This is a genomic window from Halomonas sp. E19 (genome assembly GCF_052439355.1).
GTDB lineage: Bacteria > Pseudomonadota > Gammaproteobacteria > Pseudomonadales > Halomonadaceae > Halomonas.
Window position 1 is genome coordinate 575,705 of the sequence record NZ_JBNFWU010000001.1, and the last position, 15,346, is coordinate 591,050.

The following is a 15,346-nucleotide window of genomic DNA, read 5'->3' on the forward strand; positions in this document are numbered from 1 at the left end:
CTCGAAGCGGCTCGCAGCAAAAGGTGCTGGGGTGACCGATGCGAGCGGCGCCGGGAACAGGGCGGAGCGGAGGTCATTTGCCATGGATGGCAAATGTAGCGCCCAGGGATGGGTTTACAGCGCCTCCGCGAAGGCCTGTCGCCGGGATAGCCGCGGCGGGAACGAGAGACATTGAACCCTGACCAAGGGCATATCGTATGACCATGGATATCCAGGTGGCGGAGGGCGACGTCGAGCGCCTCTCGCTGCGCGAATACACCGAGAAGGCGTACCTCGACTACTCGATGTACGTCATCCTCGACCGGGCGCTGCCCCACATCGGCGACGGCATGAAGCCGGTGCAGCGGCGCATCGTCTACGCCATGCGCGAGCTGGCGCTGAACGCCAGCGCCAAGTACAAGAAGTCGGCGCGTACCGTCGGCGACGTGCTGGGCAAGTTCCACCCCCACGGCGACAGCGCCTGCTACGAGGCGATGGTGCTGATGGCGCAGCCGTTCAGCTATCGCTACCCGCTGGTGGACGGCCAGGGCAACTGGGGCAGCCCCGACGATCCCAAGTCGTTCGCGGCGATGCGCTACACCGAATCGCGACTGTCGAAGTTCGCCGAGGTGCTGCTCGCCGAGCTGGGCCAGGGCACCGTCGACTGGACCCCAACTTCGACGGCACCATGAACGAGCCGGTGGTACTGCCGGCGCGCCTGCCCCACGTGCTGCTCAACGGCGGTACCGGCATTGCCGTGGGCATGGCCACCGACATCCCGCCGCACAACGTGAACGAAGTGGTCGAGGCCACCTGCCACCTGCTGCGCCATCCCGAGGCCACCACCGCCGAGCTGATGCAGCACCTTCCGGCGCCGGACTTTCCCACCGCCGCGGAGATCATCACGTCCCGCGACGACCTGCACAAGCTCTACGAGAGCGGCCGCGGCTCGGTGAAGCTGCGCGCACGCTACGTGATGGAAGAGGGCAAGGTGGTGGTCACCGCGCTGCCCTACCAGGTCAGTGGCTCCAAGGTGCTCGAGCAGATCGCCGCCCAGATGCAGGCCAAGAAGCTGCCCATGGTCGACGACCTGCGCGACGAGTCGACCCACGAGGAGCCGACCCGGCTGGTGATCGAACCGCGCTCCAACCGCGTCGACATCGAGGCGATGATGGCGCACCTGTTCGCCACCACCGACCTCGAGAAGAACATTCGCGTCAACCTCAACGTGATCGGCCTCGACGGCCGGCCGCGGGTGATGCCGCTGCCCGACATGCTCGGCGAATGGCTCACCTTCCGGCGCAAGACCGTGCGTCGGCGCCTGGAGCATCGTCTGGGCAAGGTCGAGGACCGCCTGCACATCCTCGAAGGCCTGCTGACCGCCTATCTCAACATCGACGAGGTGATCCGCATCATCCGCGAGGAGGACGAGCCCAAGAGCGCGCTGATGGCCGCCTTCGGCCTCTCCGATCGCCAGGCCGAGGCCATCCTCGAGCTGCGTCTGCGCCACCTGGCCAAGCTCGAGGAGATGAAGATCCGTGGCGAGCAGGACGCGCTGGAAGCCGAGCGCAAGCGCCTCAAGGCGCTGCTCGGCAGTGAGGCCAAGCTCACCGACCTGATCGAGGAGGAGCTGCGCGAAGCGGCCCGCGAGCACGGCGACGAGCGCCGTTCGCCCATCGTCGAGCGCGAGGAGGCCAAGGCGCTCTCCGAAGTCGAGCTGATGGGCGCCGACCCCATCACCGTGGTGCTCTCCGAGAAGGGCTGGATTCGTGCCGCCAAGGGCCACGACATCGATCCGGAAGGGCTCTCCTACAAGTCTGGCGACCGCTTCGCACTCGCCGGCCGCGGCAAGACCAACCAGCCGCTGGTGCTGCTCGACGACACCGGCCGTGCCTATACCCTGGCCGCCCACAACCTGCCCAGTGCGCGCAGCCAGGGCGAGCCGGTCACCGGCCGGGTCAACGTGGTGGCCGGTGCGCACATGGCCGGACTGATGCTGGCCCCGCCGGAGAGCCGCTACCTGCTGGCCAGCGACGGCGGCTACGGTTTCGTGGCCAGGCTCGAGGAGCTGATCGGCAAGAACAAGTCGGGCAAGGCGGTGCTCTCGGTGCCCACGGGCTGTCGCGTGATGGCGCCGGTGCGCGTACCGGAAGGCGAGGAGATCTGGGTGGCGGCGGTCTCCAACGAGGGCCGGCTGCTGCTGTTCCCGCTGGCGCAGCTGCCCGAGATGGCCAAGGGCAAGGGCAATAAGATGATCGACATTCCCGGGGCGCGCGCCGCGCGGCGCGAGGAGCTGATGCGCGATGTGGTGCTGCTGCCGGCGGGTGCCGCGCTGGTGGTGCATGCCGGCAAGCGTCATCTCACCCTCAAGGACGCCGATCTGGATTATTATCGCGGCGAGCGCGGCCGGCGCGGCAGCAAGCTGCCCCGCGGCCTGCAGAAGGTCGATCGTTTGGAGAGTGGTGAATGACAAGACGACTGCTGATTCGCGCCACTGGCGCGGCACGCCCCGGCCAGCTGGCCGGCCTGGGCCAGGCCATGGCGCGCAGCGGCGCGCGGCTGCTCGACATCAACCAGAGCGTGACCTTCGGCATGGTCTCGCTGGAGGCGCTGGTCGGCCTCGACCACGACAGCGACCTCGAGGAGCCCTGGCCGAGGTGGGCGACAGCCTGGGTCTCGACGTGCAGGCGATCCAGGTCAGCGCCGAGGACTACCAGCGCTGGAGCGCCCACGCCAGTGAACCGCGGCTGATCCTGACGCTACTGGCACCGCACCTGCCGGCCGGCATCCTGGCCGAGGTGGGGGCGCTGACCGCCGAGCACGGCCTTACCGTGGAGCTGATCCATCGTCTCTCGGGCCGTGAACCGCTGGACGGCGGCGTGCCGCGCTTCGGCTCCTGCGTCGAGTGCTGGCTGCGCGGCGACGAGGTCGACCTCGACAGCCTGCGCGAGAAGGCCCTGGCGCTGGGGGCCATGCACGGCGTCGACATTGCCCTGCAGGAGGATTCGATCTGGCGCCGCCACCGTCGCCTGGTCTGCTTCGACATGGACTCGACCCTGATCCAGGCCGAGGTGATCGACGAGCTGGCCCGTCGCCACGGTGTCTACGAGGAAGTCGCGGCGGTCACCGAGCGTGCCATGCGCGGCGAACTCGATTTCCAGCAGAGCTTCCGCGAGCGCATGGCCAAGCTCAAGGGGTTGGACGAAGCGGTGCTGGCCGAGATCGCCGAAGAATTGCCGCTGATGGATGGCGTCGAGCGGCTGATGAAGCACTTGAAGCGCCTGGGCTATCGCACTGCGATCCTCTCCGGCGGCTTCACCTACTTCGCCCGGCATCTGCAAGAAAAGCTCGGCTTCGACGAGATCCACGCCAACGAACTGCTGATCGAGAATGGCAAGGTCACCGGCGAGGTGCGCGAGCCGATTTTGGATGCCAGCCGCAAGGCCGAGCTGCTGCGCGAAATCGCCGCCCGCGAGGGGCTCGCCATGGAGCAGACCATCGCCGTGGGCGACGGTGCCAACGATCTCAAGATGCTGGCAGCCGCCGGCCTCGGCATCGCTTTCCGCGCCAAGCCCCTGGTGCGCAGCCAGGCGCGCCAGTCGATCTCGACCCTGGGCATCGACGCCGTGCTCTACCTGATGGGCTATCGCGAAGGGGATCTGGAGGACGACAGTCGCGCGGGTTAGGCGACGAAAGGGGTAAGGAGAGGGCACTGGTGTCGCGGTGGGAAGTGGCGTACTTTCGAAGAACCCCATTGAATCGGAGGTCGCCATGGCCCAAGCGCATTTCTCCGCCGAGCTGCTGGACGAGCTGAACCTGCTCTGCCTGTACAACCTCGATACCACCCAGGCAGGCCTCAAGGTGCATGCCGGTAGCGCATCTCCCGGCGCCGTGGCTGCCGCCGAGCGGCTGTATGAGAAGGGCTTGGTGACCCAGGCCGACGGTGGCTACCTGACCCCGCGCGGGCGCGAGGCTGCCCACCACGCCCAGGAACTCACCGGACTGCTGGATCCTGCCGAGCTGACCACCTGAGCTCACTCCGATCCGCCCAGAACGACGAAGGCCGCCCGAATGGGCGGCCTTCGTGCGTCGGGCGCTCGGGCTCAAGTGTTAAGCACCACGCCGCCGTTGAGGTGCAAGGTCTGCCCGCTCATGTAGGAGGACTCCTCGCAGGCCAGGTAGACGTAGGCCGGCCCCATCTCGGAGGGCTGGCCGGCGCGGTTCATCGGCACCTGGCCGCCGAAGGAGGCAACCTTCTCGGCGTCGAAGCTGGCCGGGATCAGCGGCGTCCATACCGGTCCCGGCGCCACGGAATTGATGCGAATCCCTTTCTCGGCCAGCGGTACCGCCAGCGAGCGCACCAGCCCCTGGATCGCCCCCTTGGTGGCGGTGTAGTCGATCAGCGTCGGGTTGCCCTTGAAGGCGTTGATCGACGAGGTGCAGATGAAGCTGTCGCCCTCGTGCATGTGGGGAAGAGCCGCCTTGGTCAGGTAGAAGTGGCTGAACACGTTGGTCTGGAAAGTGCGCTGCAGCTGATCCGGGGGAATCTCGGTGATGTCGTCCCAGTCGTACTGCTCGGCGGCGTTGTGTACCACGATATTGAGCTTGCCGAACTCGGCGAGCGTCCTGTCGACGATATGGTCGCAGAACGACGGCTCGCCCACGTCGCCCTTGAGCACCAGGCAGCGACGCCCTCGGCCTCGACGAGTTGTTGGGTGTCACGGGCGTCGGTGTCCTCTTCCAGATGCACGATGACGCAGTCGGCGCCCTCCCGGGCGTAGTGCACCGCCACGGCACGACCGATGCCGCTGTCGCCGCCGGTGATGATCGCCACCTTGTCCTTGAGCTTGTCGGCGCCGCGGTAGCTGTCGCGAATGTACTCCGGCTGCGGATCCATCTTGTACTCGGCGCCGGGCTGGTGGGTCTGCTCCTGTGGGGGTTGCTTCTCATCGCTCATGTGCCGGACTCCTTTTCCTTTGCACGTGATGACTAGAAAGTAGGCAGGAGGGGGAAGCAGGACAAGGCAGGGAGCGTGAATAAAGGTATCGCTGTCGTAATGAGCGGTGACCTAGTGCCGCCTGCTGCGGGTGCGCCCCTGGAGGTTTGCTCGTGCTACCATCACGCCGCCCGCCACTGGCCAAGGCGCCTGGGCAAGCCGTGCAAGGCGGCCTTTCCGTTTCCTGTTATTGAGTGCTTCGAGACAATCTAATGAGCGCTTCCTTCGATACCTGGCGCAATCGCTTCGAGCGGCTGCGTGCCAACAAATTGTTCGAACTCACGGTGATAGCCATCATCGTGCTGTCAGCCCTGCTGATCGGAGCGAGAACCTACGAGGAGATCTCGCGATTCCAGCAATGGCTGCTGGTGCTCGACGTGGCCGTCACGGTGTTTTTTCTGGTGGAGATCCTGATCCGCATGGCGGCGGAGCGGCGCCTGCTGGACTTCTTCAAGAAGGGCTGGAACGTCTTCGATTTTCTGATCGTCACCGCCAGCCTGATCCCTATGGACGACTCGGAGATGGTGCTGCTGGCGCGGCTGCTGCGCATCTTCCGCGTGCTGCGTCTGGTGTCGATGATCCCCGAGCTGCGCATGCTGATGGCGGCGCTGTTCAAGTCGATCCCGCGCATGGGCTATGTGGCGCTGCTGATGTTCATCATCTTCTACATCTACGCTGCGGTGGGCAGCTTCCTGTTCAGCGACGTCGACGAGCGGCTGTGGGGCAACATCTCGCTGGCCATGCTGACGCTGTTCCAGGTCGCCACCTTCGAGAGCTGGGCCACGGCGGTGCTCTATCCCACCATGGAGTACTACCCCTATGCCTGGATCTTCTTCCTCACCTTTATCTTTCTCAACGCCTTCATCTTCCTCAACATGATGATCGGCATCGTGCTCGACGTGATGCAGAAGGAGAGCATCCAGATCGAGCTTGAGAGCGGAGAGGGCGAGGCCGCCGAGCTGCACGGACTGCGCAACGACGTGCGGGAGTTACGCGATCAGCTCACGCGGATGGAGGCGATGCTCGAACGGCACGGAAAATAGCGCTTCCGCTATGCTCGAATGAGGGGCTCGATGGCCGAGCCAGGTGGCAAAAGGAGAGTAAGGGATGACCGATCATTCAGCCGCGGGGGTGCGTAGCTTTCTGCCACCTTATCTGCTTGAGCGCGTTGCCACCAGCGGCTCAATCCATCAGCGGCAGTGCGCCCGGCAGACCCTGCTGGCCGACGGCCGCTTTCGCGCCCGGGCCGGCAGTGTTGCCCTGCCGCAGGGCAGCGCCCGGCGCGGCGAGCCGGCTTGCTATGTCCACTCCGCCGAGCAGCATCAGGTGCTGCCCGGCCGGCTGGTGAGGCGTGAAGGGCAGGAAGAGAGCGGCGACCCCGCCGTCGACGAGGCGTATCAGGGGCTGGGAGCGACCTACCGGCTATTCTGGGAAGTCTACGAGCGACACTCCATCGACGATGACGGCATGGCGCTGCTGGCCACGGTCCACTACGGTCGTGACTACGAGAACGCCTTCTGGGACGGCCGTCAGATGGTGTTCGGCGACGGTGATGGCGAACTGTTCAACCGCTTCACCATCGCTACGGACATCATTGCCCACGAGCTGACCCATGGCGTCATCCAGCACGAAGCCGCACTGGCCTATGCGGGGCAGTCCGGGGCGCTCAACGAGTCGCTGTGCGACGTGTTCGGCAGCCTGGTCAGGCAGCGTGAATTGGGGCAGAGCGTCGACCAGGCGGACTGGCTGATTGGCAAGGGGCTGTTCACCGAGCGGGTCGCCGGCCGCGCCCTGCGCTCCATGGCCAGGCCAGGCACCGCCTATGACGACCCCTGCTGGGGCGCGATCCGCAGCCCGATCACATGGAGGCTTTCGTGGTCACCGAAGCGGATCATGGCGGGGTGCACATCAACTCGGGCATTCCCAATCACGCCTTTCATCTCGTGGCCATGGCACTGGGCGGGCACGCCTGGGAGCGGGCCGGGCGGATCTGGTACGACACCCTCGTCGATCGCCGCCTGAATCAGGACAGCGACTTCGTCACCTTCGCCGCGCTGACCCATGACAACGCCGAGCGTCGCTATGGTGCCGCAAGCCGGGAGGCGACCGCCGTGCGCGAAGGCTGGCGGCGCGTAGGGGTGTCGCCGTGAGCCAGCCGCCGCCCCTGACGCCGGCCAGTGTGGTTCGGCTGCATCGCGAGGGGGCGTGGCGCATTTCCCCGGGCTGGCGCGCCCACGCTGCATCCGCTGTGCCCGCGTCAGTGAGGCGCAGCGCGACGAGCTCTGGCGCCTGCTGTCCTGTGCAGAGGCCGGAGCGGGGCTGGAAGAGGGGCCCGGTGCCGACCGGCGCCGCTTCTGCCTGAGCGTGGAGGATGCCAGCGGTACCACTCTTTGGGGGCTCACCGTGGCCGAGGAGGCGGTACCGCCGGCTTTGATCGAGTGGTGGCGGCGGGCCGATGACGAAGCCAAAAACGAGGGCGACCCTTGACAAGCATCACGCAGGCTGATTTTCTAGAGAGCATGAACACGACATTTTGCTACCTCAGCCTGAACCTACGACTACTAGCCGGCCTTTGAGCGTCGGGCGATGCGCTGCGCATCGCGTTTTTGTCCAGGTCAGTCGAGGTACCGAGATGTCCACCAACCCAATCGCTTTCCGCTACGTACGCCGTTTTGCCGTGAACGTATTTGCCGTGACGGTAAAAGATTGCGTGCGCCGTTCCGTCTATCGCCACGACGCCCCGGTATGCTCCATGCAGCCGGGGCGTCGTCGTTTCTGAATGCCGCCTATCAGAGCCGCCAGCTAGGGAGACCACCGCCATGATGCTCGACAACCCCGCCGCCAAGTACCGCCCCTTCGTCGCCGTCGATCTGCCCGACCGACAGTGGCCGAACCGTCGCATCGAAACGCCGCCGCTGTGGTGCAGCGTTGACCTGCGCGATGGCAACCAGGCGTTGATCGATCCCATGGATCAGGAGCGCAAGCAGCGCTTCTTCGATCTGCTGGTGAGGATCGGCTTCAAGGAGATCGAGGTGGGCTTTCCCTCGGCCTCGCAGACCGACTTCGACTTCGTACGCTCGTTGATCGAGAACGGCCGGGTGCCGGATGACGTCACCATCCAGGTGCTGACCCAGGCGCGTCCGCACCTGATCGAGCGTACCTTCGAGTCGCTCAAGGGCGCCAAGAATGCCATCGTGCACGTCTACAACGCCACCGATCCGGTATTCCGCCGCGTGGTGTTCAACGTCAGCAAGGAGGAGTGCATCGGCATCGCGGTGGACGCCACCACCCAGATCCGCGAGCTGATGCAGGCGGCACCGGAAACCAACTGGACCTTCCAGTACTCGCCGGAGCTGTTCACCACTACCGAGATGGACTTCGCCAAGGAGGTGGTCGAGGCGGTGATGGAGGCCTATGGCGCCACGGCCGAGAAGCCGATGATCGTCAACCTGCCGGCCACGGTGGAGGCGGCCACGCCCAACAACTACGCCGATCAGGTCGAGTGGTTCTGTCGCCATGTGAAGAACCGCGATCACCTGATCGTCAGCGTGCATCCGCACAACGACCGCGGCACCGGCGTGGCGGCGGCGGAGCTCACCGTGATGGCCGGCGCCGACCGCGTCGAGGGCACGCTGTTCGGCAACGGCGAGCGTACCGGCAACGTCGATATCGTCACCCTGGCCATGAACCTCTACACCCAGGGCGTGCACCCGGGGCTCGATTTCTCCAACATCACCCCGATCATGCGTGAGGTGGAGTACTGCAACCAGTTGCCCGTGCATCCGCGCCACCCCTACGTGGGCGACCTGGTGTTCACCGCCTTCTCCGGCTCCCACCAGGATGCCATCAAGAAGGGCATGGCCGAGCGTCGCGCCAATCCGGAGGCCGTGTGGGAGGTGCCCTACCTGCCCATCGACCCGCTCGACGTGGGGCGCAGCTACGAGGCGGTGATTCGCGTCAACAGCCAGTCGGGCAAGGGCGGGGTCTCCTACCTGCTGGAGCAGGAGCACGGCATCGAGCTGCCGCGCCGCCTCTCCATCGAGTTCAGCCAGGTGGTGCAGGAAGTGGCCGACCGTACCGGGCGCGAGATCACCTCGCAGATGATCTACCAGGCCTTTGCCGACGAATACCTGGCGCGCACCTCACCCTATGCGCTGGTCAATCACCGCCTCGCTTCCGAGGCCGATAGCCCCAAGGTCAAGCTCGAGGCCAGCATCGACGAGCACGGCGAGCGGCGCACCATCAGCGGCGAGGGCAACGGCCCGCTGGCAGCCTACATCAAGGCGCTGGGCGCGGCCGGCCATGACGTGGAGATCATCGATTACCACGAGCACTCCCGCGGCCAGGGCTCCGACGCCGAGGCGATCGCCTACGTGGAAGTGCGCATCGACGGCAAGGCGGTGTTCGGCGTGGGCACCGATGAGAGCATCACCAGCGCCTCGATGAAGGCGGTGATGAGCGCCATCAACCGCCACGTCTCCACCCAGCCGGCGGCGGCCAACGTAACGGCGGAGAGCTTGGCAGACGTAAAGTAACCGCCCTGGCCTCGCAGCTTGATCGGCGACAGGTCTACGAGGAGGCGCTGTAAACCCATCCCTGGACGCTACTTTTTCCTTCCCTGGAAAAAGACCTCCTCTCCGGCCTGTCCCCGACCCTGCTTGTGCCGTGGTTGTCGGCTACAGCGGCGTCTTGCTTGCCTCGCCGGGGATCTCCCTGACCAGGCGCGGCAGCAGGAAGCCGGGCAGTACCGTCCGCAGGCCCGCGACCAGTTCGCGGGCCTCTTCGTCGGGCACGTCGAAGTGCGCCGCGCCCGCCACCGGGTCGAGCACGTGCAGGTAGTAAGGCAGTACGCCGGCCTCGAACAGCCGCTCCGAGAGCCCGGCCAGCGCCGCGACCGAGTCGTTGACGCCGCGCAGCAGCACGCTCTGGTTGAGCAGGGTGACCCCGGCCGCCTTCAGCCGTGCGCAGGCCTCGACCACCGCCTGGTCGATCTCCTGGGCATGATTGATGTGCAGCACCATCACCTTCTGCAGCCGGGTGTTGCCGAGCCAGTCGAGCAGGGCGTCGTCGACGCGGTCCGGGATCACCACCGGCAGGCGGGTGTGAAGGCGCAGGCGCTCGAGATGGGGAATCGCCTCGAGGCGCTCGACGAGCCAGGCCAACTGGCGGTCGCTGGCGGCCAGCGGGTCACCGCCGGAGAGGATCGCCTCCCGGATGCTCGGGTCGCTGCGCAGCGTGTCCAGCGAGCCCTCCCACTGCGCGCGAGAGGGGCTGTTGGCGTCGTAGGGGAAGTGACGGCGGAAGCAGTAGCGGCAGTTCACCGCGCAGGCGGGGCTCGCAATCAGCAGCACGCGGCCGGCGTACTTATGAATCAGCCCCGGCCCCGGCGTGTGCGCGGCCTCTTGCAGCGGATCGGCCACGTAGCCGGGGACGCTCTCGCCCTCGGCGCTTAGCGGCAGCACCTGGCGCACCAGAGGGTCGTGGGGATCGCCGGGGCGCATGCGCGCCAGGAACGCCTCGGGCACGCGCACCTCGAACAGCGCGTGACCGCCCTCGGCGCCGGGCAGCCAGGTGTCGTCCAGCCCCAGGCGCCGGCATAGCTCGCGCGGGTCGCGAATCGCCTGCGACAGCTGGTTCTGCCAGGCGCTCTGCAGCGTCAAGGGCGTCACGTCAGCGCCCGGCGTTTCCGGTCTCTGCAAAAGGGCGGAGCTTCGGGTTATCATGCGGCACACCAGTCACAATGGGGCGAGGGTTCGATTCCTCGTCGTACGGTACGTTGCGCGTCCGGAGCCTACCGCGGCGCGCCCGATCATTCGAGAGGCAACATGGCTAGCTATTCTACCAACGAATTCAAGGGCGGTCTGAAGGTGATGCTGGACGGCGATCCCTGCGCGATCGTCGAGAACGAATTCGTCAAGCCGGGCAAGGGGCAGGCGTTCAACCGCGTGAAGCTGCGCAACCTGATCACCGGCCGCGTGTGGGAGCGTACCTTCAAGTCGGGCGAGAGCCTGGAAGGCGCCGACGTGGTAGACCTGGAAATGGAGTATCTCTACACCGACGGCGATATGTGGCACTTCATGAAGACCGACGGCTCCTTCGAACAGTACGCAGTGGAGAAGAAGGCGCTGGGCGACACCATCAAGTGGCTCAAGGAGCAGGTGGTCTACACCGTGACGCTGTGGAACGACAACGCCATCAGCGTTACGCCGCCCAACTTCATCGAGCTGGAAGTGGTCGAGACCGACCCGGGCCTGAAGGGCGATACCGCCCAGGGCGGCTCCAAGCCGGCCACGCTCTCTTCCGGCGCCGTGGTGCGGGTGCCGCTGTTCATCAACCAGGGCGAAGTGCTGAAAGTCGATACACGCTCTGGTGAATACGTCTCCCGCGCCTGATTTTACTGGAGCACGAGCGGCGTAGGGGACAGGTCGTAGAGAGGGTTTTTGCCATGGATGGCAAAAATAGCGTACAGGGATGTATTTACAGCGCCCTCTCATAGACCTGTCGCCGGCCAAGCCGCGGTTCAACGTAGGCCACGCTATTCCGGCGTGGCCTTCATCATTGTGGAGACCGTGTCATGGCAACCGACTGGCGCCCCACGGCGAGTATCGAGACGCTGCGTGAGCAGGCGCGGCTGCTGGCCGAGGTGCGGGGGTTCTTCGCTGCGCGCGGTGTGCTGGAGGTGGAGACGCCGGTGCTAGGGCACGGCGGCAGCACCGACGTGCACCTGGCCTCGCTGTCGCTGGCGGCGACCACGCCGGCAGGGCGCGAGCGGCTGTGGCTGCAGACGTCGCCTGAGTTCCACATGAAGCGGCTGTTGGCCGCAGGTAGCGGGCCGATCTTCCAGCTGGCGCGCAGCTTTCGCGACGGTGAGGTGGGCGGGCGCCACAACATCGAGTTCACCATGCTGGAGTGGTATCGCCCGGGCTTCTCTCTCGACGAGCTGATCGAGGAGACCGTGGCGCTGATACGCCAGGTGCTCGGTACAGCACTGGGAAGGGAGGCAGGGTCGCTGCGCCGCCGGCGTTACCGCGAGTTGTTCCGCGAGGCGCTGGAGCTCGACCCCTTCGGCGTCGAGCTCGGTGAGCTGCGGCAATTGGCCGGCCAGCGCGGTGGGCTCGACATGGGCGATGCCGCCCGCGACGACTGCCTCGACCTGCTGATGAGCCTGGTCATCGAACCCACCCTGGGGCGCGAGGGAATCGACGTGGTGGTGGACTACCCGGCGAGCCAGGCGGCCCTGGCGCGGCGCCACCGCGACCCGGAGGACGGCGAGTGGGTCGCCTCGCGCTTCGAGGTCTATCTTGCCGGGCTGGAGCTCGCCAACGGCTACGACGAGCTCACCGATGCCGACGAGCAGCGTGAGCGTTTTTCCGAGGACAACGCCGCCCGGCGACAGCTGGGCCTGCCCGAAGTGGACGTCGACCGGCGCCTGCTGGCCGCCCTGGCGCACGGCATGCCGGCCGGCAGCGGCGTGGCGCTGGGCATCGACCGGTTGATTCAGCTGGCGCTAGGGAAAACGAGCGTGGCGGAGGTGATGGCCTTCGCCACCCCACGCTGCTGAAGGTGACTATACGAAGTCGGGCGTATTGCGCTGCGGGAAGCCACCCAGCGACTGACCCATGCTGACCTTGGTCTTGGGGGCCAGCGCGGCGTCGAAATCGACCTTGCCACCGAAGGCCAGCACCACCGTGGAGCCGAGCTTGAAGCGGCCCATCTCCGCGCCGCGCTCCAGGTGGACCGGCTGGTCGAAGCGGATGCGCTGCACCTGGCCCGAGAGCGGCGTGACCTGGCCGGCCCACACCGTCTCGATGGCGGCCACGATCATGGCGCCGACCAGCACCACGGCCATGGGGCCGTGCTCGGTATCGAAGTGGCACACCAGGCGCTCGTTGCGGGCGAACAGGTTGGGCACGTGGTCGGTGGTGGCGGCGTTGACCGAGAACAGCCGCCCCGGCACGTAGACCATCTCGGTCAGGGTGCCGGCCAGCGGCATGTGCACGCGATGGTAATCCTTGGGCGAGAGGTAGACGTTGGCATAGCTGCCGCCGCTGTAGCGCTTGGCTGCCTCGGCGTCGCCGCCCAGCAGGTCGATCATCGAGAAGCGGTGCCCCTTGGCCTGCAGCAGCTTGTCGGCCTCGACGGGGCCGAACTGGGACAGGTTGCCGTCGGCGGGGCACAGCAGGCCCTCGCCCAGGGGCGGGCGTCCGGCTTCAGCTCACGGGTGAAGAAGTCGTTGAAGGTGGCATAGGCGGTGGGATCCGGCTCGGCGGCCTCGCCCATGTCGACCTTGAACACCTTGATGAAGGCGCGGATCAGCGCATTCTTGAGCCAGGCCACGCGGGTTTCGGCTAGGCAGCCCACCAGCCGCGAGAGCAGGTGATGGGGAATCGGATACTGGATCAGGGCGAAGAACTTGGCGAGAGACAAGGTTTGGAATTCCTGGCAATGAAAGCGGTATTTACTTCTCGACCGGCGTATCGTCGCGGTTGCCCCACTCCTTCCAGGAGCCGGCGTAGCCGCGTATCTTCTCGAAGCCCAGCGCCTTGCCCACCAGCCAGGTGAAGCCGCTGCGGTGGTGACTCTGGCAGTGAGTGACCACTTCCATGTCCGGGGTGAGCCCCAGCGCCTCGAGTTCGGTGATCAGCTCGGCGTAGTCGCGAATGCGCAGCGCACGCTCCTTGTCCATGGCCTCGGTCCACTCCATGTTGACCGCGCCGGGAATGTGCCCGAGCTGTCGGTTCTCGCCCTTCTCGCCGCGATACTCCGCCGGCGAGCGGGCATCCCATACCGCAAAGCCCTTTTCGCCCAGCCGCTCCTGCAGCTCCAGCCGGTCGATGGCGACCTCAGGGTGCAGGAAATCGGCCTCGTACTCGCTGGGCGTCGCTGCGCTCGGCTCATGGGAGACGGGCTGGCCGGCCTGACGCCAGGCGTGGATGCCGCCGTTGAGGTAGGAATAACGGGTATGCCCGATCAGCTCCAGGGTCCACAGCAGGCGTCCGGCCCAGCCGCCGCCCTCGTCGTCATAGGCCACCACGTGGGTATCGCGGGTCAGGCCCAGCGACGAGAACAGCCGCGACAGCGCCTCGGGGCTCGGCACCTCGTTGGGCACCTCGCCCTCGCCGCGCATCAGGCGGCGAAAATCGAGGAATACGGCGCCGGGCACGTGGCCCTCGTCGTAGCTCTCCGACCTCAGCGGCACGTCGACGAGCAACAGCTGGGGATCGTCCAGATGCTCGGCGAGCTGCTCCGGTTCGACGATCAGCGGCAGCAGATTCTCTTCGGAACTCATGGCGCTCTCCTTATCTCATGGTCGCGATGCGGCCGAATCAGGTCTCGTTGAGACTATCGACGATATGGCGATAGCTGGCAAAACGCTGGGGATGAATGTCGCCGCGTTCCACGGCCTCGAGCAGGGCGCAGCCGGGCTCGTGGCGGTGGCTGCAGTCGCGAAAGCGGCAGCGGCCGAGGAAGTCGCGAAACTCGATGAAGCCTTCGGCGACCTGGCGTTCGTCCAGATGCACGAGGCCGAATTCGCGGATGCCGGGCGAGTCGATCAGCTCGGCGTCGTCGGCCGTCGGCAGCCGGTAGAGGCGCGCCGTGGTAGTGGTGTGGGTGCCCTTGCGCGAGTCCTTCGACAGCGCACCGATACGCAGCGACTCATCCGGCAGCAGCCGGTCGATTAGCGATGACTTGCCCACGCCGCTCTGGCCGACGAACACCGAGGTGCGTCCGGACAGGCGGTCCAGCAGGGCGTCGAGCCCCGCTTCGCCTGCCGTCGTCGAGGTTACCACCGGGTAGCCGAGCGCCTCGTAGCGTGCCAGCAGGGCGCGCAGCTCGCCGCCGCTGTCGGGCAGCAGGTCGATCTTGTTGAGCACCAGCACCGGTGCGATGCCGGTGGCCTCCGCCGCTACCAGGTAGCGGTCGATCAGGTTGGGGTGCGGCGCCGGCTCAGCGGCGAAGACGATCAGGATCTGGTCGATGTTGGCCGCCACCGGCTTCAGCTGGCCGCGGGCGTCGGGGCGCTCCAGCACGTTCTGGCGCTCGCTGCGCGCCACCACCACGCCCTCGCTGACGTTGCCCTCGGCGTCCTCGGCGGCACGCCACACGACCCGGTCGCCGGTCACCAGCCCTTCGAGGTTGGCGCGCAGGTGGCAGCGCACCGTCGGCCCATGGCCGTCCCCTGCACGTCGAGGGTACGACCGAAATGGGCGATGACTCGGCCGGACCGCTCGGGGCCGTACTCACCGGCGGCGAGCTTCTGCGAGTCCTTGGCGTCGAGCTGCTCGGCGCGCTTGGCCCGTTCGGCCTGTATCTTCTCGATGCGCCAGCGCTGCTGGCGGCTCAACTTGCGTTTGCTCATGGGCGCCCGAA

Annotated in this window: 10 protein-coding genes and 6 pseudogenes; 11 read left to right on the top strand and 5 right to left on the bottom strand. The window is 66.5% G+C overall.

The window, feature by feature from the left end; genetic code table 11:
- Positions 1 to 197: 197 nt before the first annotated feature.
- The 3 genes and pseudogenes from parC to ACUDAL_RS03125 all read left to right on the top strand — a co-directional run bounded on the left by parC (position 198) and on the right by ACUDAL_RS03125 (position 4,011).
- Positions 198 to 2,449 (top strand): annotated as a pseudogene (gene parC, locus ACUDAL_RS03115) (DNA topoisomerase IV subunit A).
- A pseudogene (gene serB, locus ACUDAL_RS03120) lies at positions 2,446 to 3,665 on the top strand (phosphoserine phosphatase SerB). The pseudogenes parC and serB overlap by 4 nt, the downstream one beginning before the upstream one ends.
- 85 nt (positions 3,666 to 3,750) lie before the next feature.
- Positions 3,751 to 4,011 carry a TIGR02647 family protein gene (locus ACUDAL_RS03125; protein WP_086511902.1) on the top strand — a complete coding sequence of 87 codons (261 nt, stop codon included), beginning with the start codon at positions 3,751 to 3,753 and terminating at the stop codon, positions 4,009 to 4,011.
- A gap of 71 nt (positions 4,012 to 4,082) precedes the next feature.
- Here the strand turns inward: ACUDAL_RS03125 and ACUDAL_RS03130 are convergent.
- Positions 4,083 to 4,936 (bottom strand): annotated as a pseudogene (locus ACUDAL_RS03130) (SDR family oxidoreductase).
- Between the two features lie 251 nt (positions 4,937 to 5,187).
- Here ACUDAL_RS03130 and ACUDAL_RS03135 point away from each other — a divergent pair.
- The 6 genes and pseudogenes from ACUDAL_RS03135 to leuA all read left to right on the top strand — a co-directional run bounded on the left by ACUDAL_RS03135 (position 5,188) and on the right by leuA (position 9,510).
- Positions 5,188 to 6,018, top strand: coding sequence for an ion transporter (locus ACUDAL_RS03135; protein ID WP_444677112.1), 831 nt, complete (start codon positions 5,188 to 5,190; stop codon positions 6,016 to 6,018).
- Between the two features lie 64 nt (positions 6,019 to 6,082).
- Positions 6,083 to 6,736: pseudogene (locus tag ACUDAL_RS03140) on the top strand (M4 family metallopeptidase); the annotation flags it as partial.
- A 101-nt stretch (positions 6,737 to 6,837) separates the two neighbouring features.
- On the top strand, positions 6,838 to 7,125 hold the full coding sequence (locus ACUDAL_RS03145) for a M4 family metallopeptidase (RefSeq protein WP_444677113.1): 288 nt from the start codon (positions 6,838 to 6,840) through the stop codon (positions 7,123 to 7,125).
- Positions 7,126 to 7,180: 55 nt separating this feature from the next.
- Positions 7,181 to 7,462, top strand: coding sequence for a protealysin inhibitor emfourin (locus tag ACUDAL_RS03150; RefSeq protein WP_444677114.1), 282 nt, complete (start codon positions 7,181 to 7,183; stop codon positions 7,460 to 7,462).
- A 145-nt stretch (positions 7,463 to 7,607) separates the two neighbouring features.
- On the top strand, positions 7,608 to 7,754 hold the full coding sequence (locus ACUDAL_RS03155; protein WP_444677115.1) for a hypothetical protein: 147 nt from the start codon (positions 7,608 to 7,610) through the stop codon (positions 7,752 to 7,754).
- 40 nt (positions 7,755 to 7,794) lie between these two features.
- On the top strand, positions 7,795 to 9,510 hold the full coding sequence (leuA, locus tag ACUDAL_RS03160) for a 2-isopropylmalate synthase (protein WP_444677116.1): 1,716 nt from the start codon (positions 7,795 to 7,797) through the stop codon (positions 9,508 to 9,510).
- A 141-nt stretch (positions 9,511 to 9,651) separates the two neighbouring features.
- Here leuA and epmB read toward each other — a convergent pair whose 3' ends face one another.
- Positions 9,652 to 10,698, bottom strand: a complete 1,047-nt coding sequence (epmB, locus tag ACUDAL_RS03165; RefSeq protein ID WP_444677117.1) for an EF-P beta-lysylation protein EpmB — start codon at positions 10,696 to 10,698, stop codon at positions 9,652 to 9,654.
- A gap of 102 nt (positions 10,699 to 10,800) precedes the next feature.
- Between epmB and efp the strand changes: the two genes are divergently transcribed.
- Entirely contained in the window at positions 10,801 to 11,367 is a 567-nt protein-coding gene (gene efp / locus ACUDAL_RS03170; protein ID WP_149327530.1) for an elongation factor P, read from the top strand.
- 182 nt (positions 11,368 to 11,549) lie between these two features.
- On the top strand, positions 11,550 to 12,536 hold the full coding sequence (gene epmA / locus ACUDAL_RS03175; RefSeq protein WP_444677118.1) for an EF-P lysine aminoacylase EpmA: 987 nt from the start codon (positions 11,550 to 11,552) through the stop codon (positions 12,534 to 12,536).
- Positions 12,537 to 12,542: 6 nt separating this feature from the next.
- On the opposite strand, the pseudogene asd reads toward epmA, so the two are convergent.
- The 3 genes and pseudogenes from asd to rsgA all read right to left on the bottom strand — a co-directional run bounded on the left by asd (position 12,543) and on the right by rsgA (position 15,335).
- Positions 12,543 to 13,402: pseudogene (gene asd, locus ACUDAL_RS03180) on the bottom strand (archaetidylserine decarboxylase).
- Between the two features lie 31 nt (positions 13,403 to 13,433).
- A complete protein-coding gene (locus ACUDAL_RS03185) occupies positions 13,434 to 14,264 on the bottom strand; it encodes a sulfurtransferase (protein WP_444677119.1) in 831 nt (276 codons plus the stop codon).
- A 37-nt stretch (positions 14,265 to 14,301) separates the two neighbouring features.
- Positions 14,302 to 15,335 (bottom strand): annotated as a pseudogene (rsgA, locus tag ACUDAL_RS03190) (small ribosomal subunit biogenesis GTPase RsgA).
- Positions 15,336 to 15,346: the final 11 nt, after the last annotated feature.